23 protein-coding genes, 1 tRNA gene and 4 pseudogenes are annotated in these 26,780 nt (G+C 47.3%); 12 read left to right on the plus strand and 16 right to left on the minus strand.

Annotated features, from left to right (window positions below):
• A partial coding sequence (locus JNC77_RS16295; protein ID WP_374834402.1) for an aminotransferase class III-fold pyridoxal phosphate-dependent enzyme occupies positions 1 to 611 on the plus strand: 611 nt, incomplete at its 5' end.
• A gap of 299 nt (positions 612 to 910) precedes the next feature.
• On the opposite strand, the gene JNC77_RS16300 is transcribed toward JNC77_RS16295, so the two are convergent.
• Positions 911 to 1,660, minus strand: coding sequence for a GntR family transcriptional regulator (locus JNC77_RS16300; protein WP_374834404.1), 750 nt, complete (start codon positions 1,658 to 1,660; stop codon positions 911 to 913).
• Between the two features lie 143 nt (positions 1,661 to 1,803).
• Here JNC77_RS16300 and JNC77_RS16305 point away from each other — a divergent pair, with 143 nt between their 5' ends.
• From JNC77_RS16305 to JNC77_RS16320, 4 genes are all read left to right on the plus strand, one after another.
• Positions 1,804 to 3,375: an ABC transporter substrate-binding protein gene (locus JNC77_RS16305; RefSeq protein WP_374834406.1), complete on the plus strand. Its 1,572-nt coding sequence runs from the start codon at positions 1,804 to 1,806 to the stop codon at positions 3,373 to 3,375.
• A gap of 81 nt (positions 3,376 to 3,456) precedes the next feature.
• Positions 3,457 to 4,401, plus strand: coding sequence for an ABC transporter permease (locus JNC77_RS16310; protein ID WP_374834408.1), 945 nt, complete (start codon positions 3,457 to 3,459; stop codon positions 4,399 to 4,401).
• On the plus strand, positions 4,394 to 5,302 hold the full coding sequence (locus JNC77_RS16315; protein WP_374834410.1) for an ABC transporter permease: 909 nt from the start codon (positions 4,394 to 4,396) through the stop codon (positions 5,300 to 5,302). The genes JNC77_RS16310 and JNC77_RS16315 overlap by 8 nt, the downstream gene beginning before the upstream one ends.
• 9 nt (positions 5,303 to 5,311) lie before the next feature.
• Positions 5,312 to 6,019, plus strand: coding sequence for an SDR family oxidoreductase (locus tag JNC77_RS16320; RefSeq protein WP_374834412.1), 708 nt, complete (start codon positions 5,312 to 5,314; stop codon positions 6,017 to 6,019).
• Between the two features lie 54 nt (positions 6,020 to 6,073).
• On the opposite strand, the gene JNC77_RS16325 is transcribed toward JNC77_RS16320, so the two are convergent.
• From JNC77_RS16325 to JNC77_RS16335, 3 genes are read right to left on the minus strand one after another with little or no spacing between them, the layout of a single operon-like run.
• Positions 6,074 to 6,922, minus strand: a complete 849-nt coding sequence (locus JNC77_RS16325) for a fumarylacetoacetate hydrolase family protein (protein WP_374834414.1) — start codon at positions 6,920 to 6,922, stop codon at positions 6,074 to 6,076.
• Positions 6,923 to 6,936: 14 nt separating this feature from the next.
• A complete protein-coding gene (locus JNC77_RS16330) occupies positions 6,937 to 7,683 on the minus strand; it encodes an SDR family NAD(P)-dependent oxidoreductase (RefSeq protein ID WP_374834416.1) in 747 nt (248 codons plus the stop codon).
• 15 nt (positions 7,684 to 7,698) lie between these two features.
• Positions 7,699 to 8,880: a mandelate racemase/muconate lactonizing enzyme family protein gene (locus tag JNC77_RS16335; protein WP_374834419.1), complete on the minus strand. Its 1,182-nt coding sequence runs from the start codon at positions 8,878 to 8,880 to the stop codon at positions 7,699 to 7,701.
• 109 nt (positions 8,881 to 8,989) lie between these two features.
• Here JNC77_RS16335 and JNC77_RS16340 point away from each other — a divergent pair, with 109 nt between their 5' ends.
• From JNC77_RS16340 to JNC77_RS16350, 3 genes are read left to right on the plus strand one after another with little or no spacing between them, the layout of a single operon-like run.
• The gene (locus JNC77_RS16340) at positions 8,990 to 10,030 is read left to right on the plus strand and encodes a succinylglutamate desuccinylase/aspartoacylase family protein (RefSeq protein WP_374834421.1); all 1,041 of its coding nucleotides are present in this window, start codon (positions 8,990 to 8,992) and stop codon (positions 10,028 to 10,030) included.
• A 1-nt stretch (position 10,031) separates the two neighbouring features.
• A complete protein-coding gene (locus JNC77_RS16345) occupies positions 10,032 to 11,534 on the plus strand; it encodes a M81 family metallopeptidase (RefSeq protein ID WP_374834423.1) in 1,503 nt (500 codons plus the stop codon).
• A gap of 10 nt (positions 11,535 to 11,544) precedes the next feature.
• Positions 11,545 to 12,720, plus strand: coding sequence for a mandelate racemase/muconate lactonizing enzyme family protein (locus tag JNC77_RS16350; protein ID WP_374834425.1), 1,176 nt, complete (start codon positions 11,545 to 11,547; stop codon positions 12,718 to 12,720).
• A gap of 28 nt (positions 12,721 to 12,748) precedes the next feature.
• On the opposite strand, the gene JNC77_RS16355 is transcribed toward JNC77_RS16350, so the two are convergent.
• The 4 genes and pseudogenes from JNC77_RS16355 to JNC77_RS16370 all read right to left on the minus strand — a co-directional run.
• A complete protein-coding gene (locus JNC77_RS16355) occupies positions 12,749 to 13,720 on the minus strand; it encodes an ABC transporter ATP-binding protein (RefSeq protein WP_374834427.1) in 972 nt (323 codons plus the stop codon).
• Positions 13,717 to 14,703: an ABC transporter ATP-binding protein gene (locus tag JNC77_RS16360; RefSeq protein ID WP_374834429.1), complete on the minus strand. Its 987-nt coding sequence runs from the start codon at positions 14,701 to 14,703 to the stop codon at positions 13,717 to 13,719. Before JNC77_RS16360 ends, JNC77_RS16355 begins: the two co-directional genes overlap by 4 nt.
• Before the next feature lie 210 nt (positions 14,704 to 14,913).
• A pseudogene (locus JNC77_RS16365) lies at positions 14,914 to 15,192 on the minus strand (IS3 family transposase); the annotation flags it as partial.
• Positions 15,193 to 15,204: 12 nt separating this feature from the next.
• Positions 15,205 to 15,738, minus strand: a pseudogene (locus JNC77_RS16370) (transposase); the annotation flags it as partial.
• A gap of 4 nt (positions 15,739 to 15,742) precedes the next feature.
• Here JNC77_RS16370 and JNC77_RS16375 point away from each other — a divergent pair.
• A pseudogene (locus JNC77_RS16375) lies at positions 15,743 to 16,033 on the plus strand (integrase core domain-containing protein); the annotation flags it as partial.
• Here the strand turns inward: JNC77_RS16375 and JNC77_RS16380 are convergent.
• Entirely contained in the window at positions 15,967 to 16,365 is a 399-nt protein-coding gene (locus JNC77_RS16380; RefSeq protein WP_374834431.1) for a hypothetical protein, read from the minus strand. The pseudogene JNC77_RS16375 and the gene JNC77_RS16380 overlap by 67 nt on opposite strands.
• A gap of 930 nt (positions 16,366 to 17,295) precedes the next feature.
• A complete protein-coding gene (locus JNC77_RS16385; RefSeq protein WP_374834433.1) occupies positions 17,296 to 17,910 on the minus strand; it encodes a hypothetical protein in 615 nt (204 codons plus the stop codon).
• Between the two features lie 73 nt (positions 17,911 to 17,983).
• Here JNC77_RS16385 and JNC77_RS16390 point away from each other — a divergent pair, with 73 nt between their 5' ends.
• Together JNC77_RS16390 and JNC77_RS16395 are read left to right on the plus strand one after the other, a co-directional pair.
• Positions 17,984 to 18,832 (plus strand): hypothetical protein, encoded by an 849-nt coding sequence (locus JNC77_RS16390; protein ID WP_374834435.1) that lies wholly within the window; start codon positions 17,984 to 17,986, stop codon positions 18,830 to 18,832.
• A 118-nt stretch (positions 18,833 to 18,950) separates the two neighbouring features.
• Positions 18,951 to 19,304 carry a DUF6634 family protein gene (locus JNC77_RS16395; protein ID WP_374834437.1) on the plus strand — a complete coding sequence of 118 codons (354 nt, stop codon included), beginning with the start codon at positions 18,951 to 18,953 and terminating at the stop codon, positions 19,302 to 19,304.
• Positions 19,305 to 19,882: 578 nt separating this feature from the next.
• Here the strand turns inward: JNC77_RS16395 and JNC77_RS16400 are convergent.
• From JNC77_RS16400 to JNC77_RS16420, 5 genes and pseudogenes are all read right to left on the minus strand, one after another.
• On the minus strand, positions 19,883 to 20,215 hold the full coding sequence (locus JNC77_RS16400) for a hypothetical protein (RefSeq protein WP_374834439.1): 333 nt from the start codon (positions 20,213 to 20,215) through the stop codon (positions 19,883 to 19,885).
• 328 nt (positions 20,216 to 20,543) lie between these two features.
• Positions 20,544 to 22,084, minus strand: a pseudogene (tnpC, locus tag JNC77_RS16405) (IS66 family transposase).
• Between the two features lie 75 nt (positions 22,085 to 22,159).
• Positions 22,160 to 22,504: an IS66 family insertion sequence element accessory protein TnpB gene (gene tnpB / locus JNC77_RS16410; protein WP_374834441.1), complete on the minus strand. Its 345-nt coding sequence runs from the start codon at positions 22,502 to 22,504 to the stop codon at positions 22,160 to 22,162.
• Entirely contained in the window at positions 22,501 to 22,887 is a 387-nt protein-coding gene (locus JNC77_RS16415; protein ID WP_374834443.1) for a transposase, read from the minus strand. Before JNC77_RS16415 ends, tnpB begins: the two co-directional genes overlap by 4 nt.
• A gap of 237 nt (positions 22,888 to 23,124) precedes the next feature.
• Positions 23,125 to 24,318, minus strand: a complete 1,194-nt coding sequence (locus JNC77_RS16420; RefSeq protein WP_374834445.1) for a DNA cytosine methyltransferase — start codon at positions 24,316 to 24,318, stop codon at positions 23,125 to 23,127.
• Positions 24,319 to 24,916: 598 nt separating this feature from the next.
• Here JNC77_RS16420 and JNC77_RS16425 point away from each other — a divergent pair.
• Positions 24,917 to 26,473 (plus strand): recombinase family protein, encoded by a 1,557-nt coding sequence (locus JNC77_RS16425; protein ID WP_374834447.1) that lies wholly within the window; start codon positions 24,917 to 24,919, stop codon positions 26,471 to 26,473.
• A gap of 230 nt (positions 26,474 to 26,703) precedes the next feature.
• On the opposite strand, the gene JNC77_RS16430 is transcribed toward JNC77_RS16425, so the two are convergent.
• Positions 26,704 to 26,780, minus strand: a tRNA-Met gene (locus JNC77_RS16430).

The raw sequence follows: 26,780 nt of genomic DNA on the forward strand, positions 1-26,780 counted from the left end.
TCTCCTTGGTGGCTTTTAAAAACAACCACACTATCGCACAAAAGCGGATCAGGAGGCCGTCCACCACATCAAGTCCAGATTTGATCACTATCGCTAAAGGTCTGACCTCAGCCTATGCGCCATTATCTGGCACTATCGTTTCAGAGAAAATGTGGAATGTGCTGGTGCAGGGGTCTGATGAATATGGTCCGATTGGGCATGGCTGGACTTATTCGGCCCATCCGATTTGTGCGGCCGCCGGTGTCGCCAATCTGGAGCTCATTGATGAACTCGGTTTAATGGAAAATGCTGCAACTGTCGGTGCCTATCTTAAAGCTGAATTGATAACAGCGCTAGGCGATCACCGTCATGTCGGAGAAATTCGCGGCAAAGGTATGTTGGCTGCGGTTGAATTTGTTGAAGATCGTGATGACCGCAAGTTTTTCGATCCGGAGCAGAAAGTTGGACCAAGAATTGCAGCAGCTCTGGCAGAAAATGGAGTTTTGGGCCGCGGGATGCCACAAGGTGATATTCTGGGTTTTGCGCCTCCATTTTGCCTAACGAAGGAAGAAGCTGATATCGTTGTTTCCAAAACGGTTGAAGCTGTGAAAAACATTATCTCAGAATTATAGTCAATAATCGAATTCTGCACTTGTTTTGAACAAAAAACACATGAAGCAATGCAATACCGCTTAAAGCATATTTAAAGGTTTCCAGAAATTTTACTTTGGGAACCTTTTTTATTAATAAAAATCAATATCTTTCGTAAATTACCAAGTTGAAGACCTGATCTGTTCAAACCAGTCGCTCTACCTTGCAGCCAAATAAGCATCACCCCGAGCGCATTGTCTCAAACTGACATGCTGCCGTTAATTGAGACCATCTTCAGCTGCGGCTTACTGCCTTGTCAGAAACTTTGCGATATTGCCGTTTAATTACCTGTCTCTTCATCCATTCGTTTTTTACGTTCCAGACGGCGCGTTTGCACAATTCCCTCATAATCCAGTTCACGACTGTAATCGAGAATATGCACTTTAATTGCTTCGATTACCGCTTCTTTATTACCTGACTTTAATGCAGCAAACACTTCATCATGCTCTTGCGCGATGCAATGCACTTCCTTCTGCAAGGTTGAGAGCCCGAAAATGATCGTCAATTGTCGCGATAATGGTTCCCATGTTTTCAGGAGCACATCATTACCGGATATTTCACACAAAGTTCGATGAAATTCGGTATCAAGCCGTGCCACACCATAAGTGTCGCCAGCTTTCACTGCGGCATGAATTTCTGCAATTTTTATCTCCAAAGGGTCAACTATTTGCGGATCATCAACCATTTTCTCCAAAATTTCTTCCGCCGCCAATGTTTCGAGAGCAGTACGGACTCGTAAGATTTTTTCCAACCGATCGACAGAAACATCCATTAAACGCATACCCCGATAGCGTTCATTGATAACAATACCCTGGCTTTCGAGAATCCGCAGAGCCTCACGTACCGGAACACGACTGACATTTAAATCGCGAGCAACTTCTGCCTCCACCACGCGGTCACCTGGCAAAAAAACACCAGTCGCCATTGCCTCTACAATAGCATCAACAACCTGATCAACCAGTGTCCGAGCTTCAAGTGGAGCAAGCTTAGGTAAAACGCCTGAATGTGATGTGAGTTTATTTGTCTGCATCTTATGCACTCAGCTTCTTGATTCGATCAAAATTTTCGTATACGATTATACGATAAAGGATTAGGTGTTCATACTATCTTCAGAGCAAAAAAGCCATCCTTGACATTGAATAAACTAAAGAAACTATCAGAGAGGAACATAGAATGCCACACTCTTGGGGTCTTGATTCTATACGTTGGACATTTTTGGCTGCGACAACTGCAATTGCCTTTACTGGTCTGTCCTTCAGTGGTGCTGCGGCACAAACAATGGGTGGCGACCTGGTTGTTGTTCAGGCATCCAATCCGCCAAGTCTTGATGCCATGGTCACCACATCACAAATGTCGCGTAATATCACCATGAATATCTTTGAAACTCTTTATGGATTTTCAGAAAATATTGAGCCCATTCCAATTCTGGCAAAGGGTGTGGAAATTTCCGAAGATGGGCTGAGCTATAAGTTCCCATTACGCGAAGGCGTCAAATTTCATAATGGCAAGGTCATGACATCTGACGATGTCAAAGCATCTCTGGAACGTTATAAAGCAATCGGCGGCACAACAAGCATGCTGCAAAATGTTAGCTCTATTGAAACTACGGGGGAATATGAAGTTACCTTAAAGCTTTCAAAGCCATCCCCGGGTTTCCTTGAAGCCTTTGCTTCACCAAGAGCACCAGCTGTTATTATTCCGACCGAAGAAACAACCAAACCCGCCAACGAAATCTCCGTCATCGGCACAGGTCCTTATAAATTCGTCGAATATGTACCGGACAGCCATGTTAAGCTGGAACGTTTTCAAGATTATACCGCGGATGAAAGCCATACAGATATCGATGGTTTTGGCGGTAAGAAAACCCCGTTCCTAGACACCGTGACTTTCCGTGTGATTTCAGAACCGGGTGCAGCTGTTGCCGCATTGGAGGCCAATGAAGTACATTTACTTGAACAAATACCCGTGCCCACTGCGCGTCGTTTAAAGTCAAATCCGAATATTAAAATTTACGAAAACATGCCTTGGGCATTTCTTGCCCTTATTTTCAATCTGAATGAAAGCCCATCCGACAATCTAAAATTCCGTCAAGCCGTGCAAATTGCGCTCAATTCCGAAGAAATCATGGCAATTGCTACCGAAGGTCTGTTTAATCTAGACCATGGCTGGATGTATGCCGGAACGACCTACAATGCAGGTGATATAGGCAAAGATAAATATAATATTAATGACCTTGAACAGGCCAAATCCCTATTAAAAGAAAGCGGTTATAATAATGAACCATTCACTATTCTAACCGACACACAAGGACCTGAACGCAACAAAGCAGCAGTTGTCATTGCAGAGCAATTACGGGCAATTGGCGTAAATGTTGTCATCAATCAGGTCGACTGGCCGACGGCATTGCAAATCCGCTTACAAAATACCGGCTGGAATGGATGGACACTGACCATGGGCATCGAGCCCTATCTAGGGCCTGAAGCTCTCATGTCGACATTCACGGGAGCATCTACACATTTCCGCAAACCAGATACGGAAATAGATGCGCTATATGCAGAACTTCTGACCACTGCTGATGTGTCCAAACGCAAAGAGATTTTCGCAAATATTCAGCAACACATGTATGATTTGGCGGCAGTCATCAAACTTGGTGAAACCGGTATGATGCAGGCATCCAAGGCTGAAGTTGCAGGTTTCAAACCGTTCCGCTTCCCGCGCGTCTACAATGTCTGGTTCGAAAAATAAAAACACACACTGGGTACGGTTCGTCTCCGTACCCAAAAATACCGACAAATCTGAAGTCTGCCGGCTTGAAGGAGAAATATTGTGTCAGGTTTTTTATTGCGTCGGATATTGAGCGTTATACCCGTATTATTCGTCGTGTCCTTAGTTAGTTTTGCCATTATCGCCATCGTACCAGGTGACGTTACGGCAGAGCTTGCAGGCTCCGAAGCAACTCCGGAACAACGCGCCCAAATCCGGCAACAGCTTGGCCTAGACATGTCGCTCTATCAACAGGCAGTGCAGTGGTATGGCCGTGCCCTGCAAGGTGATCTTGGACATTCATGGCTATTAAAAGTTCCTGTGACAGATGCAGTACTTGAGCGTCTTCCGGTTACACTATCTCTTGCAGGGCTGGCATTGGTACTGGCCATTATTCTTGGTGTTTTAACCGGTATTCTGGCTGCGATCAAACATGATAGCTGGCTTGATCAAGGCACAATGTCCTTTGCCCTCGCCGGCCTTTCCATTCCTGATTTCTGGTTTGGCCTTATTTTGATTTCCGTGTTTTCTGTTGGCCTTGCATGGTTTCCAACCGGTGGCTATGTGCCAATATCGCAGGACTTTTTCGGCTGGGCACGTTCCATGACGCTACCGGCACTAGCACTGGCATTTACTCAAATGGGCGTCATTGCCCGTATGACACGCTCATCCATGCTGGAGGTGATGGGGCAGGATTATATCCGCACCGCTAAGGCTAAAGGGATGAAGCGCCATGTTATTATCTTCAAACATGCGCTACGCAATGCGTTGGTTTCCGTCATTACAGTTATCGGTGTTATGACCGGCGTTTTATTGGGTGGTGCCATTGTTATTGAAACCGTTTTCGCCTTACCAGGCATTGGTTTGCTGATTATCGGTGCCATTCAGCGTCGTGATTTTCCAATCATTCAGGGCGGTTTGCTAATCACTGCTTCCATTTTTGTTTTCGTCAACATCCTGGTTGATCTGGCTTACGGATGGCTTGACCCGAGAGTACGCAATGGCTGACACAACGACAGAACTCCTCCAAACTCCCCAAACACCAAGCCCTTCAGCAGCACGTCTGACGGCGTTAAAACAATCACTTAAAAGATTGTTTATGCATCGATCATTCCTTGTCGGTGCTTTGCTGTTTGGTCTGATTGTTTTTATGGCCGTTTTTGCCAATCTGATTGCGCCTTATGATCCAAACAAAAACAATTATCGTGAATTGCTCATGCCCCCTTCGCAGGAAAACTGGTTTGGAACCGATGCTTTCGGTCGTGATATTCTCAGCCGCGTTATTCATGGCACCCGCATTTCATTAATGATCGGATTGTCGGTCACGCTGGCAACAGGTGTTTTGGGTATTATCTTTGGCGTATTAGCTGGTTATGTGCGCTGGCTCGACAATACGCTTATGCGGATAATGGATGGTTTTATGGCTTTCCCAAGCGTTTTATTGGCCATAGCACTGGCCGCAGCACTCGGCCCTTCTCTGATGAATGCAGTCATAGCGCTGACCATCACATTTACCCCCCGGACCGCACGCATCATGCGCTCCAGCGTTATGATCATCCGTGAATTGCCTTATGTGGAATCTGCCGTTGCGGTGGGTGCCGGACATATGCGGATTATCTTGCGCTATATTCTGGCTAATGCCATCTCGCCGCTTATTGTACAATTGACATTTGTTTTTGCCGTTTCCATCTTGTCTGAAGCAGTTCTCAGTTTTTTGGGAGTCGGCCCTCAGCCGCCAACACCAACACTGGGCAATATCATTGCTGACGGACGTACATATTTGCAAGAAGCGCCATGGGTCGCTTTCTTTCCCGGCATTATCATCATGATGGCAGTTTTAGGACTTAACTTAATGGGTGACGGTCTACGTGACGTGCTGGACCCGAGAATGCGCTCCCGACGCGCTTAAGGATATTATATGCGAAAAACCGTCTTTATCACTGCTGCCGGTCAAGGCATTGGCCGCGCTTGTGCTGAAAAATTTGCCCAAAACGATGCTCACGTAATCGCCACAGATCTGAATGTTAGTCTTCTGAAAGGTTTGAATGCCGAATGTTATGCTCTGGATGTGCGTGACGAGGCGGCAATGCAGGCGTTAGCCAAAAAACTCAACACGGTTGATGTCCTAATCAATTGTGCAGGTATTGTGCATAGCGGCACGGTTCTTGATATCAAAACGCAAGAAATCGATCTTGCCTTTGACATCAATCTGCGCGGTATGATCCGCACCATTCAAGCTTTTTTACCAGCGATGCTAGCACAGAAACAGGGTTCTATTATTAACATTGCTTCTGTGGTCAGCAGTCTGAAAGGCGCACCCAATCGCTGCCTCTATGGAGCAAGCAAAGCAGCCGTTATCGGACTGACAAAATCAGTTGCTTCTGACTATGTAACGCAAGGTATTTGTTGTAATGCTATTTGTCCGGGCACTGTGGAAAGTCCGTCTTTGCGTGAAAGACTGATTGCAACAGGTGATGAGGTAACAGCGCGCAACCAGTTTATTGCCCGTCAGCCTATGGGACGACTTGGCACTCCTGAAGAAATTGCCGACCTGGCCTTTTATCTAGCAAATGCTGCCTATACGACGGGACAAACCATTACGATTGATGGTGGCTGGACAATTTAAAACATAAGAATATCACACCCGAAAGCCCGGTTTACACCGGGCTTTTTTAGTTACTTATTGAGGCTCGTGCCCCACTTTTTGACATTGCACACCAAGCCCCTCAATTCCAAGACGAATAGTCTCTCCGCCCTGAAGATAAAGAGGCGGCTTTTGCCCCATCCCAACGCCCGGAGGCGTACCAGTTGATATAATATCACCCGGCTGCAAGCTCATACAACGACTGACATAAGAGATCAGCTCCGGCACACCAAACACCATCGTTTTGGTGGAGCCGTTCTGATAGCGATGACTATCCACATCCAGCCACATCGCCAGATCATGCGGATCAGCAATTTCATCTTTGGTCACGAGCCAAGGGCCAATAGGCCCAAATGTATCAAAGCCTTTGCCTTTATCCCATGTGCCCCCACGCTCCAGCTGCCATTCACGTTCTGACACATCATTAATCACACAATAACCAGCCACATGATCCATGGCATTCGCTTGATCAATATATTTACCGGCTTTGCCAACCACCACACCAAGCTCAACTTCCCAATCCGTTTTAGTTGAGTTGCGTGGAATTAATACCGTATCATCGGGTCCGCAAAGAGCACTGGTCGCCTTCATGAAAATAACAGGCTCTGCGGGTACAGGCATCCCCGCTTCAGCAGCATGATCTGCATAATTGAGGCCTATGCAAATAAATTTCCCAACGCGGCCAACGCAAGCGCCAATACGAGGCAAGCCTTCCACCAAAGGCAGTGTTTTCAAATCCAGCCCGCGCAAACGATCAAGCCCTTCCGGCGAGATCACGTCACCGGCAATGTCGTCCACCACCGATGACAAGTCACGCAATTGACCTTCACCATCCAGAATACCAGGTTTTTCTGCGCCTATATTACCAAACCGCACCAGTTTCATATTCAACTCCTCCTTTAATAAGTCGCTCGACCACCCGACAGGTCAAAAACTGCACCTGTTGTAAATGAATTTTCCGCACTCACCAGCCATGCGATCATGGAGGCCACCTCTTCAAGCTCCAGAAAGCGCCCGCGCGGGATTCGCGAAAGCATGTAATCAATATGGCTCTGTTGCATCTGATCAAACAAACGCGTACGCGCTGCGGCAGGTGTGACACAATTAACAGCAATATTACTGCCTGCAGTTTCCTTACCTAATGACTTGGTCAATGCAATAACGCCTGCTTTCGAGGCTGAGTAAGCAGCAGCATTTGGATTACCCTCTTTACCCGCGATTGAAGCAACATTAACTATCCTGCCATAACCTTGCTTTTGCATGGCTGGCACAAGCGCTTTGCAGCAATGAAACACTCCATTGAGATTGATATTGATGATCTTGTGCCACTCATCCACCGGATAATCAGCAAGCGGAGCATTGCTACCAGCGATACCGGCATTGGCCACCAAAATATCAATTCGCCCAAAAGAGCTTTCAGTTTTTGCATGAGCGGCCTCAACCGCGGCATAATCTGTTTGATCAACGGCACAAAAAATTGTGCCACCTCCAAGCTCTTTGGCACATTGTGCCACAAGTGCTTCGTCCTGATCCCAAAGTGCCACCTGCGCACCTGATGCAATCAAACGCTCGGCAACAGCTCTGCCGATACCTTGCGCGCCACCTGTTACAATGGCAAAACGCCCGTTAAGATTAATCTGGTTCATCGGCTCCGTCCTTCCTTAAGCTTGAAAAAATGATAAAACATCAGGTGTATATTGTGCCAAAAGCTCCGGCAGCGGTTCACAACCCAGCCCCGGCATATCCGGAATGGCTAAATATCCCTCATCATCAAGTTGCCAGCGTGTTGCAGTCAAACGGTCGACATAGGCGCTACCGCCGATATATTCGACCAGATCGCAGTCGTAAATAGCGGAAGACAGCTGCAGATCTGCAGCCAGTCCCAGAGCCGTATTCCAACCATGTCCGATATAACGAATGCCGAATTCCTGCGCCATCCATGCAATACGGCGTTGCTCGCTGATGCCACCAACCTTGGTCACATCCGGCTGAATAATATCAAAAGCACCACGCACCAACCAAGGCGTGAAAGACTGGCGCCGGGTCAATACTTCACCGCCGGAAATCGGCACCGGACTTTGACGACGCAATTCGACAAAATCATCTATCGCATCCGGTTTGAGCGCTTCTTCAAACCAGCCGACATTATAATCGGCTAGCATTTTGGATGTATTGAGTGCCCATTTCAAACCATTTGGCCAGTAAGCATCACTGGCACCCGCATCAACCAGCAATTGCGCATCATCTCCCACAGCCTTGCGTGCAGCTGCAATAATAGCCCGGTCATTGCGTGCATCACCGGTACGCCCAAAAGGACCCCATCCAATTTTAAAGGCCTTAAAGCCCTGCTCGCGATGTGGAGCTAAGATAGTTTCCATCTTGTCAGGTGCATCCATCAATAAAGAGCAATAAGGCTGAACACGGTCACGGTAGCGCCCCCCCAGAAGCCTACCGACAGACAAACCAGTTGCTTTACCCAGAATGTCCCACAGTGCCATATCGATGCCGCTGATCGCATGAGTGATCGAACCGCCGCGCCCCATCCAAAATGTGTTCTGATGCAGCTTTTCTGATACCCGCTCCGGCTCCAGTGCATTCTCACCAAGTAGCAGCGGCTCAAGCACTTCCATAGTTGCCTGCACCAGCGCACCATTGGTAAAAACACTGCCATAACCGGAAAGACCGCAATCTGTATGCACTGCAATCAGCGCATGAATACTGTCTTTAGCTTTAATCTCATGGCTCCAGCCACCTTGCGGGCTTTCACCAAATAAAGGGGCAACACGCACCGCAGTAATACGGGCAGACGAAGACCTATCTGTGCTGCTTTGTTGTTTGAGCATGAATGCGTTCCTAGTGTTTCAGAAATTTTGATTTTAAGAAATGAGTCACCTTGACATAATCAATATCGTATACAATCATGCGAAACAAGACTATTTTGCAGAGGCAGCCATGGACAACACAGCTATTAAAAGTCGTATCACGTGTAATATTGATTTTGACAAAATCGGACGGCAGGCAAGCTACGCGCGCGCGCCGCTCTCGCGAAACAATTCAGGCTGGGGAACAATGGAAATCCCCATTATCTGCGTAAAAAACGGCAACGGCCCTACAGTCCTGCTCACGGGCGGTGTCCATGGTGATGAATATGAGGGGCAGATTGCGATTTCTGATTTAGCCCGCCGTCTAAAACCTGAAGAGGTACAAGGCCGCGTCATTATGATGCCAGCGGTCAATATGCCGGCCGTGCTTGCCGACACGCGTCTTTCACCTATTGATGGCTGGGATATTAACCGCTGCTTTCCCGGTGATCCACGCGGTACATTCAGCCAGATGCTGGCTCATTTTATGGATAGTTTCATTCTGCCGATGGTTGATATCTCGGTAGATATGCACACCGCCGGTCACTCCAATGACTCGTTTCCCTCCACCAACATGCATTACTTAAACGATTCGGCGATGCGGGCAAAAACAATGGCCGCAGCTGAAGCCTTTGGTGCGCCATTTAATGTGGTATTTGCCGGCGTAGATGAAGGTGCAACCTTTACCTCATGCGTCGAACGCCGAAATATTATTTCACTTGGTACAGAGTTAGGTGGCTGGGGACGCGTCAATATTGACGGTGTACGCATTGGAAAACGCGGAATTCTCAATATTCTCAAACATATGAATGTTGTAGAAGGCACACCGGAAACAGATCAAAAAGACGGCTCTGCCGGTACGCGTCACATGATGGTCAATTCCCCGGATGTCTATATTTTCACACCGCGCGGTGGTCTTTATGAACCTGCCCATAATGTGGGTGAAAAAGTCCGTGCCGGTGACATTGCCGGATGGTTACATTTCGTTGAAGATATTGATCACGAGCCCATTGTTCTGCACTATCAACGAGACGGCATTTTATGGTTTGGCGCAGGTCCGGGACGTGTAACCCGTGGCGATACAGTTGGCGTTGTCATGTCAGACTATGATGACCGCTGGAATGGGAATTGAAATGAATACTGAACCAATGACATCGGTCTTAATCGTCGAATGTATGCAAGAAATATCTTCCTTCAATCCTGTGCAGTCCGATTATGAACTGTTCCATATTGAAAAAGGCGAGGAACTTTTTCAGCATCGTGGACGCAATACAGCAATTGGTGGTGCATTATCCGTGTTGGAAAAACACCATCATATCAAAATTATCCCAACTATGGCGGCCAGAGCCGACAGTGCAGGTATTCTATCTGCTGATGGCTGGCAGTGTTTATCGGCTGAAATTCTTACAGCCGTGCGCCAGAATATTGATCAAGCAGATGCGGTTTATGTCAGTTTGCATGGCGCCATGGGCGCTGTCGGAGAGGCAGACCCGGAAGGTGAACTGCTGCTGCAAATCCGCGCCATGGCCGGAAAAGATAAGCCAATTGTCACATCACTCGACTTGCATGGTATTTTGACCGAAAAAATGATCCGTCAAGTGGACGGCATTACAATCTACCATACCTATCCGCATGTGGATTTTGCCGACACCGGCATGCGTGCCGCATCCTTGCTGCTCAATCGCTTAGCGGCACGTAAACCAGCGACTATCGTCCGCACGGTTATTCCTGCTCTTGTACGCGGCGATGAACTGATTACCGAAACCGGTTTTTATGGTGAATTGATCCGCGAATGCAAAAAGCTGGAACAAGATGGAACCGTACTTGCAGCGGGTATTATGATCGGCAACCCATTTACCGATGCACCGGAGCTTTGCACACAAGTTATTCTTGTGACCGAGAATGAAACTCAAGGACAGTCTTTGGCCAATCAACTTGCCAGCCGCTTCTGGGAACAGCGCGAGCGAATGCAAGGGCAGCTGATTGCCCTGCCCGAGGCTATTGAAGAAGCCCGCACTATGCATGGCTCTGTGGTTTTTACTGACGCGGCTGATGCCACATCATCAGGTGCAAGCGGTGACTCCAATGCCATTCTTAAAGCCTTGCAACAAGGGCAATATCAAGGCCGCGTATTGGCACAAATTGTCGATCCAGAAGCTGCAAAAGCTGCACATCAGGCAGGTGTTAACAGCACCATAACAATCAGTATCGGCGGCAAAATGGATGCTGCACGTTTCACACCCATACAGGTGACAGCAAAAGTCAAACTATTATCTGATGGACGTACCAAACTTGAGACAATGAAAACACCGCTTAATGGCGGGCTTTCTGCTGTACTCGAATTTGATAATTTCACTGTTGTTGTTCTCAGCCTGCCAGCCATGCTATTTGACCGTTCTCTTTATTATTCCAATGGCCTGAACCCTGCTGATTTTGATCTGATCGTGGTGAAATCACCCCATACCGAACATCATATGTACGATGCGTGGGTCAGCCGTAATTTCAATATCGATGCGCCTGGTTCCACCTCTGCGGATTTAAAGAGCCTTGGACATACAATCTGCCAGCGTCCTATGTTCCCGCTCGATCCTCTCACAGCTTTTAAACCCGAAGCAAAAATCTATCGACGCGAGTAATGGTATTGACATGAAAATTGAAACAGTTGACCTGTTCTATCTATCCATGCCGATTGTAACGGAAGAGGCAGATGGAAGTCAGGACGCATTATTAGTGCGCGTTACGGCCGGTGGCTTCACCGGCTGGGGTGAATGTGAGGCAGCTCCGCTGCCTTCAATCGCGGCCTTTGTCTGCCCCAAATCTCACGGTGTCTGCCGTCCGGTGCAAGAATCCATCATCGGTCAAAGACTTGATGACATTAGTGATATTGCCCGTATTTCTGTTCTCGCCAATTATAATTCCATGGATCTTCTGCAAGCACCGCATACGCTTTCAGGCATTGAAATGGCCTTATGGGATTTATTGGGTAGAAGGCTTGACGCACCAGCATGGAGCCTGCTCGGCCATCAAAAATCCTGCGATAAAATACCTTATGCATCGCTTCTTTTTGGCGATACCCCTCAACAAACATTTGAAAGGGCGCGTACTGCCTGCCATCAAGGGTTTCGCGCCGCAAAATTCGGTTGGGGGCCAATCGGCCGCACAACAGCGGCAGATGACGGGGCACATTTTACAGCTGCACGTGAAGGGCTTGGAGCAGAAAGTGACCTGATGGTTGATGTCGGTCAAATTTTTGGCGAAGATGTGGATGCCGCCGCCGCACGCCTCTCCTTCATGGATGAAGCACGAATACGCTGGTTTGAAGAACCGTTTGAGGCGGGTGCTCTAGCCGCTTATGCTGATTTGGCAAACCGTCCGGCCAATGTCCGTATCGCAGGCGGAGAAGCGGCCCATAATTATCATATGGCCGAACATCTCATGACCTATGGCCAGATCGGCTATATCCAGATTGATTGCGGCCGTATCGGTGGTTTGGGACCAGCACAAAGAGTCGCCAACACAGCCAAAGCACGCGGCATTCCTTATGTTAATCACACTTTCACCTCCCATCTGGCTCTATCAGCTTCCTTGCAGCCTTTTGCCGGATTTCAGGATGATTATATTTGCGAATATCCGGCTGCACCAAAACAACTGGCGCTAGACATCACACGCAACCACATCACGCCCGATGCAAACGGCTATATCCGTGCACCTGAGACAGCAGGACTTGGCATGGAGATTGCCACCGATCAGCTAAAACCTTATCTGGTTGAAACTGAAATCAAGGTTGGGAATCAAATTATTTATCAAACCCCGACCCTATAAAGATAAAGGCCGGTAAAACCGGCCTTTTTTAGTGTTCTAATGGAAAATGACATGCTGCCTGATGAGTGGCGCTTGAAATTGCGCTCATCGGTGGCGCAACGCTTTTACAAATATCTTTTGCTATCGAACAGCGGGTATGAAACCGGCATCCCGAAGGTGGATTTGCCGGGCTCGGCAGATCACCTTTAAGAGCTGCAAAACGTGTTTTTCCTTTATTACGAGACGGAGATGAATTCAGTAATGCAGCAGTATAAGGATGTGCCGGATGATTAAAAATCTCATGCTTCGAGCCGGTTTCCACCACTTGACCTAAATACATTACCATCGCCCGATCCGAAATATGACGGATAACACCCAAATCATGGCTGATGAACAGATAGGTCAGATTAAGGTTTTGTTTGAGATCATGTAAAAGATTGAGAATTTGCGCCTGAATGGAAACATCAAGTGCAGATGTTGCTTCATCACACACGACAAACCGCGGTTTAAGCGCCAATGCGCGCGCAATACAAATACGCTGGCGTTGCCCGCCCGAGAACTCATGCACAAAACGGACCGCGTGATAACTGGCTAAACCAACAAGATCCAGCAGCTCATTCAAACGCTTTTGCCGGTCAGCCCCACTATAGCCACCATGTATGATCAACGGTTCTGTAATCAGCTCACCAACTGTCATACGTGGGTTGAGCGAGCCGAACGGATCTTGAAAAATAATCTGCATATCGCTTCGAAGCGCACGCATTTGCGATGAATTCAGGCTTTTAAGTTCAGTGCCTTCAAATTCAACTTGCCCGCCGGTTGCTTCCAGCAGCCGTAATACCATTCGCCCTAATGTGGTTTTACCACAACCACTCTCCCCCACCACGCCCAATGTTTCACCTTGATGAATGGTGAAGGATACATCATCAACAGCCCTGACAACACGCTGTTTTGATAAAAACCCGCCACCAGAGCGAAATTCTTTACGCAGGCCTTCAACACGTAACAAAGGTGATGTCATGATGGAATGTCCGCTGTCATTTGTTTAATATCTCTGATGCAAGCACTTAAATGTCCCGCACTGCATTCAACTAGAGGCGGCAAAGCTTCACGGCAAGCCGGCATGGCCAGCGAGCAGCGCGGCTCAAAGCGGCAGCCGGGCGGCTGATCAAAAGGCGGTGGCACGGTTCCTGGAATTGCATACAGTCTGTCGGTATCAACTTCACTGGATGGAATGCTGGCAAGAAGCCCACGCGTATAAGGATGGGCAGCTGTCTCAAACACTTCCATCGCTTTTGCCGCCTCAACTACTCGTCCCGCATACATAATCAAAACACGGTCAGCAAAAGAAGACATCACACCCAGATCATGGGTAATCATGATTGTGCCCATGCGATACTCTTCTTGGAGATCTTGCAGTAATTCAAGAATTTGCGCCTGAATTGTAACGTCTAATGCTGTTGTCGGTTCATCCGCAATCAAAACCCGTGGCTGACAGGCCAATGCCATCGCAATCATTGCACGCTGTCGCATACCACCCGACATCTGGTGCGGATAATCATCCACACGCTGTGCGGGAGCCGGAATACCAACACGACCCAGCGCATCAATCGCTCTGACGCGCGCAAGCCTTCGACTTAAACCTTCATGTCGCGTGACAGTTTCAATGATCTGTTCGCCAACTGTCAAGACCGGATTAAGCGCTGTCATCGGCTCCTGAAAAATCATCGAGATCGAACTGCCACGAATTTCTTCATAGCGCTTTTCACTCGTTTGGAGCAAATCCTCACCCATTAACAACATCTTGTCAGCGGTTATTTTTGCCTGTTTAGGCAACAACCGCATAATGGCCAGTGATGAAACACTCTTGCCACTGCCGGATTCACCAACAATGCCGACGACCTCGCCTTCATGTAGCGTCAGCGAAATGCCATTAACAATAGGCAAGCCACCTATAGAAACAGTAAGATTAGCAACATCCAATAGTAGCGGTTTTCGGGTCATATGCGCGGCTCAATCAGGTCAACATTCACATATCGTATACTATTATACAAAATGAACGGTAGGTCAATAAACAAACTCACCCCATCCAACTTTCCGCCTTATGTGTATGATCGCTGCGTTTGAATTTGTAAAAACGCTCTTAAATCATTAGGCACATTTAGACGACAAGACCTGGTCTTGCACCGGTTGTGTTCCGGTCTATCTCTCATGTTATGCGGCTTTTTTCTCAAATGCCACCGGCGATTTCCAGCCGAGTGTTGAATGTCTACGGCGTGGATTATAAAAGCCATTTATATATTCGAAGATTGCGACCTCAACATCCCGCCTTGTTTGCCAGTGCCTCCGCCATATCAACTCCGCCTTTAATGATTTAAAGAAACTTTCTACTGCGGAGTTATCGAAACAATTACCTTTCCCGCTCATGGATGGCAGCAATTGGTGTTTGAGCAGTAACTTTTGATAATTATGAGCGCAATATTGGCTCCCACGGATGCCCTTGAGTCAAGCGGCAATTTGGTTCTGATTGATCTCTCTGAACCTCCGGATGATGATGCCGAAGACTTCACGAGCAATGTATCGTTTGAGACAGCGAATGGCTTCCAGTTTTGAGTGGCCCTCAGCCGTACGTCTGGCGACATAATCTTTGGTCTTTGGATCCAGCCGCAATCGTCCAATTGCAATGATATGGAGCGCGCTGTTCGCAGCACGGTCGCCCCCTCGGTTCAATCGGTATCGTATTGTTTTACCTGACGATGCAGGAACGGGGCAAACGCCACATAACGCAGCAAAGCTGGCCTCTGATCGCAACCGCTCAGGATTGTCACCTGCAGTCAGCAGAAGTTGGGCCGTGCTATTCAGTCCGATTGAGTGACATGCGATTAATTCTGGTGCCAGTTCTTTGACGATAGCCTGAATCATATCGTCAAGATCAGCGACTTCATCATGCAGTTCGAGATATCGGCGTGCCAGTGATTTAAGTGCGATTTTATAGGATCCTTCAACATCGCGATACCCAGTCAAATCTGGCCGCCAAGCTGGGCTAACCGACAATGGCTCCTGTTTCATTGCCAAAGACACAAAATCGCTACTTCGAGATATCGGTATGGAGGCCAGAACAACACCTGTCAGAAGCCCGGAATCAAATGGTATGGCTGAGGCATTTGTCAAAACCTTCAAGCGCGACTATGTCAGCGTTAATCCCACCCCAGACGCAAAAACCGTTATCAAATCATTGCATTTATGGTTCGAGCATTACAATGAGCTTCACCCACATAAAGCTTTAGGATATCGTTCACCCCGTGAGTTTATCGCGGAGAAAATTAACCAGTAAAAATGGCCGATCTTTCGGGGGCAACTACAAGCTATGACCCAAGTGGCAAAAGCTAATGTGCCTGGTGGATGAGGATTTTTCTGGCGTGCTGTTGGCGCTTTGCCTTCATAGTCTTTGCAGATGGCGAGAAGTAAAGGCTTATCGTCGGGATCAAAGGCATCGTCAAGCGCCTGACCTGAAGGATTATCACGCGCGCGAAGCATCTGGGTGACCGTTATAGCAGCAATGGCTGCAAAAGCCGCAAAATTCATGAAGGCCTTCGGGTCGCTCATTTTGGCATTTTCAATCTTGAACCCCGCTGATTTCAGCGTACCAATTAAGTCTGCGCTCACTGAATCATGATTTTACAAAAAATGCTAGCACTCAGAGATGTGCGCATCGGATAGCCGTTTCCAACGAGGCTCTGCAGTAGAATTTACGCAGCCATGAAGTCGCAGAGGTGGGTTCATGACGTGCACCTTTTTTAGGACCAGGCGGTTAGGGGATTTTCCGGGTTTTGACGTCGGGCACATCAGAACCAGCTGGCCTCAAGATTGAAATTTCGATATGTACACTCGAAGGCCTAAGGGGTTTCCCGGTTTTTGTAGCTATTGGCTATAAGGCAAAAAGGAAATTCCAATTTTCTGCATTCTTTTGGGTTGTATGGACAGTAAATTATCTTATCAGCAATCTGCCAAGTGTTGCCCGCACAGCACTTCAAATTGGGGACAATGCATTATCAATTAGAAAAATTTGCAATAATCCGATTCAAACCTCAGGATTACCGTTGCTGAATTCTAGAATTTTGATTCAAAATCAAACGGCGTTTACGAAATAGAAATAATGATTGCGCCGACAGCTTTTTGAGCTCACGCTATTGGTATCAATCCGTGAGACTTGAATTATGCCAGTCCGCAAGCAAGAGGCAGAGCGCCTACGCAAACAACGGGAACGACAGCAAATAGTTCGTGAGCGCAACAAACGAGACCGAAAACCATCACGAGATGATATCGCCCGTGTATTGCTCCATATGCTTATCATGAAATCTTATGAGACCAATCAAATGCAAATGCTTGATGGCTACTGAGATATGATTGTTAAACGACTTGTTATCCAGGGTTTTGATAAGGCTGCCAGTTATGCTGTTTTGGATGACCTGATAGAAAAATATACGAAATCTGGATGGCAGTTTTTTTGAAAGCTTCATTTGAAAGACGACGATATCTCGACCAACTGAGTTAGCTATCGTTATGATGCCCATAAATCATATTATGGTTTCACATCTAATGATGATGGCGGCCATTCATCACGGAATTAGCAAACATCGTTTGTGCTGGATTTTGTAATCCCCCCGTTACTTCATAGCACGGCGTTTGCAGCTGAATCGCAATTATAGAGTTTTCTGAAGCCATATTTGAAAACGCAAATGGTAGATTTTCACTATATACAACTGTGGGATCAGCGCGGATGTGACGCTCTAGTCTCTTAAGCAATATGGAGCGATAAAATCTATAAAGCCTGCTGGCATAAGCTATTTTCAAATGTGCCCACATCTTTTTTCTAGAAGGGCCTTCCCGGACTTCACCGGTCCTGCCATATTTCTGGCAGTTCAGCATTTGAACTGATAATCGGCTCCGTTTAGTGCGCGAACACAGATACGGAGCCTGACCAGAAACCTTCATGATCAAGGAACCGGCTATGACAATGTATAATGTCTCCCAGTATAGAATAAAAGCACCTGTAGTGTGTTGTGAACACTTAGGCGTGCCAAGGCGGAAATCATTTCCCGTCGAAATGCTTAACTGCGTGTTTAGAAGCACGAAGTATTCATAAAATAGCAAGATTGGTCGCAACAGACGTTCTTTAAACAAAGCCGTCAGGCCATAGCTTTCATTCAATTTCTCTGTGTGACGACCATCACAGCAGAGCTTGCAAACTGGTGCATGGCTATGCACCGGAACAGGAGAACTTATGTTTTCTCAAATCCCAATTGGAACTGTAAATCTATACAATAACCCGTTGCCAAGACGCATTTGGCAGCGCAACGTGAATATATTGTCGCGTCATGCTGACATATGCCTGTCCATCGAAATGAGCAAAAATCCTTCAAAAGCTAAAGCTATTGCAAGGCGTACATTACTTGAACTTGCTCCTCTCTATCAAGGTGAAGCAATCATCAGTCTGCTTGTAGAAGCCCTATCTCCCCCACCTTCACCGTCAGATAAGACAAGCCAAGTTACAAACTTCCCGATTATTATGCCAGAGTTTGAAGCACTCGCAGAATACAGAACAGCGCTAAGAGAATTTGATATTAATAAAGAAATACAGGGGGTAAAAGAACTTCTTGTAAATCAAAAATATACCTTTGACCTGCTTCATTACGACCATGATAGTGAAAAAATCCTCTGGCTTCATATGGGATATGGCTTAGCAGAACAAACTGAGGCTTTGAATAAATGGAAAGAGCAATCACGATCTGCTGCACAGCAATTGGTGTCGCTGATCAAACAATATTATGACAAAGACATCAAATCTATCGATGTTGCCTGTCTTGATCCACTGCTGAAGCATAGCCGGAAAGACATCGCCGTTTGGGCTTTAAATGATGCAGATCAACTCACCGGTAAAACTGGAACTGCACAAAAAATTGCGGCATGGCGAGAAGCTGCATTAGAAGAACTTAATGTTATGCTGAACAATCCGACCGGACTCAATGAGGAAAAGCTTCGCCAGCAACTAACTGCAGAAATCCATAAAATCGTACAGTCGTCCTATCAGAATGATTTCAGCCCCGAGCTAACGGTATTGATACCCAAATAGCCCACCAACTTTGGCTCCGAAGCTCATAGACAGTTGAGCTGCCTATAGCACACAGGCACCAACTATCCGTCTCCTAAATTCAAATAACCCAAGCGCTTCTTTTTAACATGAGACGCGAATGACTTTGCTTATTCAAAAAAGGAAAACCATGATTATTCAAAACGGTAAATATGATGAGGCATCAATCCGTAACAATATGATGCTCCTCAAGGCACTAGCACAGGACATGGAAGCATTTCTGAATGGGCACGGACCGACAGAAAAAGTCCTTGCTCAATCTCCTGTTATAGAGAGCTGGCGGCATTCAGAGCGTTACGGCCCATGCCTTGTTGGCACCCTTCACTCTCATCCGCTGCTTGGTGACATTGTACCAAACGGTATTACATCCCAACTGTGGTTAATGAATAAAGATGAAGGCTGGGCCCGAACTCTGAGCAGATTTTACAGATTGGGGCAGCCACTTTCCCGCTAGTCTATCTGATCAGAACGCATCAACCTCTCGTAACTTACGTGGCCAAGGCAGAAACTATCTCTGCCTTGGTTATGTGGGGCAAGTCAGTGATCTTAGCGCACGCTGTCGGTCGATAACTATCTCGATAACGAGAGCAGTCAGCCCTAAATGCGTAGAAAATCTCGTTTTGGAGCCTCGCCTGCAAACGGCGTTTAGGCTTGAATCAAAATTATTGAAAACTGCAACATTCTCATAGAGCTCTGCATCAAAAATAAGAATCTGAGACTGGCACATTTGAAAATAGTTTTTGGCTGCACGTTTTTATCAAGCTCGGAATCCATAAAAATAAGCGACATTAAACAGCGTGTTTCGTCTTAACCTACAGATAAAAATGGCAAAAATCTGGTATCTGGGTTTTCAGAAATCACTTCTCGAAAACTCTATAATTGCGTTTCATCTGCAAACGCCGTGCTATGAAGTAATGGGGGGAAGACAAAATTGAGCACAAACGATGTTTGCCAAATCATTTAAGTATGGCTGCCATCATTATCAGATGGGAAACCCTCAATTGATTCATAGATATCGTAACGAAGGCAAGCTCACTTGATTGGGGTGTCGTCTTCCTTCAAATGAAGCTTTCTAAAAAACTGCCAATCTGATTTCGTGTATTTTTCAATAAGGTCATCTAAAACAGTATAGCTGGCAGCTTTATCGAAACCCTGAGACTTCAGCCTGCGAACGATCATATCGCAATAGCCCTCGAGCAAGTGCATTTGATTGGTCTTATAAGCTTTCATGATGAACATATGCAGCAAGACGCGGGCTATATCATCGCGCGATGGTTTTCGGTCTCGTTTATGGCGCTCACGCACCCTTTGCTGACGTTCACGTTGTTTGCGTAAGCGCTCCGCCTCTTGCTTTCTGATTGTCATAATTTAAGTCTCACGGATTTATACTAATAGCGTGAGCTCAAAAAACTGTCGGCGCAATCATTATTTCTATTCCGCAAACGCCGTTTGTTTTTGAATCAGAATTCAAGAGTTCAGAAACGGTAATCCAGAATTTTGAATCGGATTATTGCAAATTTTTCTGAATTGAAATGTATTGCCGCTAATTTGAAGAGCTGTGCGGGTAACTCACATCGGATTGCGGGCAAGGCAAATTGCTGTCCCGGCAAACTGACAGAATGCAAAATAAAGGAATTTACTTTTACTAAACGTGCCTTTTAATACTGCAAAGGCCTTATTTAACGGTAAGCGGTCAGCCGATGGCGTTGGACTTGAAGTTCCAAGGCATGAGGTCCTCGATTTCTGTTACAGGCCATCCTTGAGCGATGCGGCTTAAGGTTTGGGATAGCCAGTTAAGCGGATCGACGTCGTTCATTTTGCATGTCTGGAGAAGCGTTGCCAGTGTGGCCCAAGTCCGACCGCCGCCCTCACTTCCGGCAAACAGGCTGTTTTTCCTTGTAATTGTCTGTGGTCTGATGGCACGCTCGACAATGTTGCTATCGATTTCGATCCGGCCATCCGTAAGGAACCGCTGCAGCGCTTCGCGCCGGGTGAGCGCGTAGCGGATTGCTTCGGCAGTTTTGGACTTACCGGAGACCTTACTCAGCTCCTTTTCCCACATATCAAAAAGACGCGTGACAATGGCTGCGGACTGTTCTTGACGCAAAGCACTGCGGATGTCGGCACTTTTGCCGCGTACTTCATCCTCGATCCTCCACAATTCAGCCATAGCGACAACAGTATTTGTTGCGGTCTGCGAGATACCGTTCATGTGCAGATCGTAAAATTTACGGCGTAAATGCGCCCAGCAACCTGCAGGATGCCGTTAAAGCCGGCAAGATGCCGCGCCACGCACTCTGCGCCCCTGCTGTCTTCGAAGCGGTAAGCCACCATTGGCGGACTGCTCCCACCATAAGGGCGATCATCGCGCGCATAAGCCCAAAGCCATGCCTTGGTGGCCTTTCCCGCTCCTGGAGCCAGAGTGGGCAAACTCGTTTCGTCAGCGAAGATCCTTTCACCTTCTTTGATCCGCTCAAGGATAAAATCAGCGCATATCTGAAGCTCGAAGCCCAGATGCCCCATCCATTGCGCCATCAAACTCCGGCTGATCGTAACACCATCGCGCAAATAAATTGCTTCCTGACGATAAAGCGGAAGGCCATCGGCATATTTGGAAACGGCGATATAGGCGAGTAAACGCTCCGTCGGCAGACCACTTTCGATGATGTGTGCAGGTGCAAGCGCCTGAACCACACCATCATGGTTGCGGAATGCATATTTGGGCCGGCGCGTCACGATAACCTGGAACTTCGGCGGCACAACGTCCAGTCGCTCCGAGCGATCCTCGCCGATCAGGACCTTTTCCAACCCTTCGTAACCAGCAGGGATTTCCGGTTCGATAATTTCCTCAATACGTTCGAGATGAGCGGCAAAAACTTTGCGCGGACGTGATGCTCGTTTCGGCTTATCCCGGGCTACATCTTTAAGCTCGCTCCGGATCGCCGAAAGACCTGTTTCCACCTCTTCGAAAGCAAATGAGACCTGTTCATCGTTAATACCAAGGCGCAGTTGTTCGGAGCGCCGACCATATTGGCTGCGCTGCAAAACCTTCATGATGGATGTCAGGTTCGCAATCCGCTCATTGGCGCTCTTTTCTACGGCCTCCAACCGGACAATCTCTGCTTCAGCAGCCTTCAGCTGAGCTTCTTTCGCGGCCTGCTCACAAGCCATTGCCCGCACCATTGCTTTCAGTGCGTCAACGTCATCCGGCAAATCGTGAAGAGGTAAATTCATGAGACTGAGTAGAGCACAAAAACAGCCGGTTTCCCAACCAATTTCACCTTATGAATCATCTTGCCGCAGGTGTTATCACCCCGTTAGCGTGGGGCGTTTTATCTTGTTGGGGCGGATCTTCTTCCAGTCCATTCCGGCCAATAAAGCCATGAGTTGGGAATGGTCCAGACGTATCCTCGCTGCCGATAAGCCCGGCCAGCAAAAGCCACAATTTTCGAGAGTTTTCGAATAAAGGCAAACACCACTGCCATCCCACCATACAATCTTGATCCGGTCAGCACGCTTTGACCGGAAGACGTAAAGCGCGCCATTAAACGGGTCAAGGCCGCCATCACGTACAAATGCCATCAGGGAGGCTGCTCCTTTACGGAAATCAACGGGCTCGCAGGACATATAAACGACGACACTGCTGGAAATCATGCCTTGCGAACCGCCTTTAATATCTGCACCAGATGATCCGGATCGAAGGTTGAACCAACGCGAACCACCATATCGGCAACAACAATATCAATTTTATCACTGTGAACGGTTTCAACGCGCGCAAATCCGGCTGAACTTTCCATCTCTGCGGATAATGGTGCGATAACGCCAGATGCAAGTGCCTTACGCCGCCATCCATAAAGCTGAGAGGGATCCAAACCTTCGGACCGCGCTATAGCAGAAACATTAGCGCCGGGCTGCAATGTCGCAGACACAATCCTGCTCTTCTCGTCATCCGGCCAGTCACGTGGTTTGCGACGGCTTCGTACCGGTTCCGCCGTTAATATCTCAAATGTTCGGGTCTGATTCACACTGTCGCTCATAGGATTCCCCACATGATTCATGTAGAAAAACGCGTATCAGGCCGACAAAAGATATGTGGGGTCGCCTAATCGCTTACTCTGAATCTGGTTCTCATAGATTTGAATCAAACTTATAGAACTCTGAATCGGCTTATCAGAGTTTAGCATGGCTAATACGCATACCCCCTTGCCCGTATGACGGAGTTGATCCAGTTTATGACCCGTTTGAGCGCAAATGAACCGTTCCAGAGTGTTTAATTAGGCAGCACGTAGCTGAACTAACGGTATTTTTTCTGGCTTTGACTGCTTCTGCTGCACAATCTGATACTCCCGATGATGGCGAAGTGCAGCGCGAAGATCTGATTTCGTCCGTATCGACAAAGCAATAAACTGTTCAATACTCTCAAGCGTGGCCAGTTCGAGTTCTAAACCGGTAAACGTACGACCACCCAATAAACGCCGAGCCCGATTAAGCTGCGATTTTACATTACGTGCTGATTGATAAGAACGCCCCTTTTTCATCAGAAACTGCACAAAACGCCCCTGAACCAGAGGGATGGTTTGAGCGTTATGCCGTTCCAAAATGACCCGACCGATACTTTCAGCCAACGGCGATGGCACTGCATTGGCAATCATCTGATGAATATCTTGTCGCGTTGCCCCTCGCCATTGCCAATTTTCGGGAAAGCCTTGAAGCTGGGCTAATTGACCCGTGGTTAAAACGGCAGCCTCGGTTGCGGGTATCGGATCATTGGGATGTGGGTTGGACAAATAACGTTCGGTCAAGCGTTCCCAGCAAGTTCTGGTAACTGTTGGAAATGGTTCATGAACGCTTCTGACACCCCTCGCCGCCCTAAAAGGCCGCGAATAAACATAGCCTTCCGCAATCTCAAGCACATCATTGATCACAGTTTGTGTTTTAGTTCGCGCTGCAACCAGTGCCGCGTTTAAAAAACCATGCTGCTCCCCAAGACGACCAATAACAAATAAACGTTTACGCTTCTGAGCAATTCCATACCAGGACGCATCCAGCTTACATTCCGACAGACCATATCCGGCTTTTACCAGCATAGCGCGGGCTACCTGCCAAGCATCTGAGCGCGCTGCTTGTGGTACATTCTCCATGATGAACCATTCAGGGCGAGCAATACAGACCAACATCGCAAATGCTTTGGTCAGGCCAGCATTTTCCCCCTCGATCCGCTTCCCTGCTACCGAATAATCCTGGCATGGAGGCCCACCGCAGATCAAATCCGGTGACAGATCAGCGATCAACGGCCCCATGGCAAATATATTATTCAAATCGCGTTGGCTGACATGTTGACCTAAATTGTGCCGATAAGTTTCAACCGCCGGAGACCATGCATCATAGGCATGAATCATATCCACGCCTGCTCGCTGAAGTCCTAGTGACATGCCCCCAGCACCACAAAACAACTCAACTGCACGCACAAAAAATCCCCCGATATATGTAACGTATATATACGTTACATATATCGGGGGATTTGGCAGCCATTATTAATGGCAGAAACACTGATTATCGTGGTTTGAGGAGAATGTCGTGCTCACAGTTTTCAAGTTTGTTTGCACAAGACCATTCATTGAACGGAGCCCTGACACGTAAACATTGATGAGCTCCTCTTACGTCTCTCATCAAAATTTCAAAATGACACGGCGTTTGCGCTTGAATCATAAATATTGATTTCTGAATCGATATCTGAGGATATTGAATCAATCATTCAGAACTGTGAATCAGATTATTGCATTGTATTCTGACTTGAACTGACGTGCTGGCTATCTGATACAAATTAATTTGAGCTATTTTACATTGAACACAAGGTATGAGTACTTGTAGCTCCAACAAACGCCGTCATTTAAAGGTAAGCGGCTACCATTATTTTGATTGTTATATTGATTGATCAAACACAAGGGCCCTTGACCGCTCTGACTTTGCCAGCTTTATTGACCACACAAACACGCCTGTTGGCCCCAAATAGCCAAGGCTAACGAACACCTCCTAATTCCACCATCCTCCTATTTTGGATATTGCATGACCAAAAATGTTGTCTTTTATGCTCGCTATTCAACCGATCGCCAGAACGAGCAGAGTATTGAGACGCAAATAGAGCTTGGTCAAAAAATGATCCGTGCCAATGGTTGGAACCTCGTCGAGATATTTAAGGATAGTGGTGTCAGCGGCACGCGGCTTAAAACCCGTCCTGGCATTCAGGCGCTGCTAAAGCACATAGAACGTAACGACATCGATATAGTACTGTGCTTCAGTGTTGATCGTATCTCGCGTGATATGGAGCACAGTGCTGGTATCCTCAAAACCTTACGCTTCCATGATATCGATTTGTGGACTGTCACAGGTGCAGCCCCAATTAAAGACATGGAAGTGGGTATCCGTTCTGTTCTCAGTCACGAGCAAATTGAAGATGGTCGGATCAAAACCCGCGAAGGCATGAAGCATACCATCCGCAAAGGTAAAGCTGCTGGCGGTCTAGCTTATGGATATCGGGTTAAACTGGAATATGACAGTAAAGGCGAACGTATCCCGGGCCTTCGGGAGATTGAGCCACAAGAGGCAGAGATCGTCAGATGGATTTTCGAACAATATGCCAAAGGTCAATCCCCGCAGGCGATCGCTGTAAACTTAAATAAACAAAATACTGTTGGACCACGTGGACTCAGATGGCGCGATACTGCGATCCGTGGTCATCGCAGTCGTGGTAGTGGTATTTTAAATAATGAACAATATCTGGGGCGATTACTTTGGAACAGGACTACCTTTAGAAAGAACCCTGTTACAGAAAAGCGAATAGCACGACCTAACGATCCAAAAGACTGGGAATATGGTGAAGCTCCACACTTACGCATCATTGATGATGCCTTATGGACAAAGGTCAAACAGCAGCAGATTAAAAACGAGAAGCTGTTTGATAAAACTCAGACAAACAGGCTGAACAAAAGCCACCGTCCCCAATATTTGTTGAGTGGTATTCTGGAATGCGCTCATTGTCATGGTCCTTATGCTATTATGGCCAAGGACCGCTATGGCTGCACCAACAGAAAGAAGAAGCTGCCAATTGATAGCCTTGGCGGCATCATCTGTACTAACAGCAAGACAATCAGTCGTCATGAACTGGAAGAACGGGTGTTGGCGGCCTTTCCGGAAGGCCTATTTAGTATCAGCAATATTGAGCACGTCAGGGACACACTAACCAAAGAGCTGAGTAAATCAGGCAAGCAAAGTGCTAAACACAGAGATCAATTGGTCGTAAATATCAAAAAACTGGAACAGCAACAACGAAGCCTGATGGAACAACTGGCACAGCGAGCGTCGGAGGGTCGTCCTGCAATCCCTGCCTTCAATGATATGATTGATGACCAGGAAGACAAGCTGATCAAGCTCAGGTCTGAGCTTAAAGCAGTACCAGCAACAGAAACTGAGTTTAAAGCGCCTGCAATTTCTGTTTCAATGTACAGAGTGGCAATCGATGCTTTGATCGCCAGCGTCAAACATAAAACCGATGATGATCTTGATGAATGGATTTCAGTTTACCCGACAGCTTGTTCAAAAAGTCGTAATCAGCCCCTCCCCTGATGGCAAAAGCGCTGATCTTGAACTGCATGGTCGTCTTGCCACTATTCTTGCTTCGATGGCAGCATGGGAAGATTTTGCAAAAGCCCATCGTGAACAAGCAACAGCAGAATTCGCGCGCCTACTGAAAGAGAAGCATTTTAAAAATACACAGGAAAAAATTGACTTTAAAACCCGCTTCGATGCTCATTTGGCTGAGCAATATGAAGCATGGAAGGGGTTACAAGTCTCAGTGGTTGCGGGGGCAGGATTTGAACCTGCGGCCTTCAGGTTATGAGCCTGACGAGCTACCGGGCTGCTCCACCCCGCG

This window comes from Paenochrobactrum pullorum, from assembly GCF_041929845.1.
Taxonomy (GTDB): domain Bacteria; phylum Pseudomonadota; class Alphaproteobacteria; order Rhizobiales; family Rhizobiaceae; genus Paenochrobactrum; species Paenochrobactrum pullorum.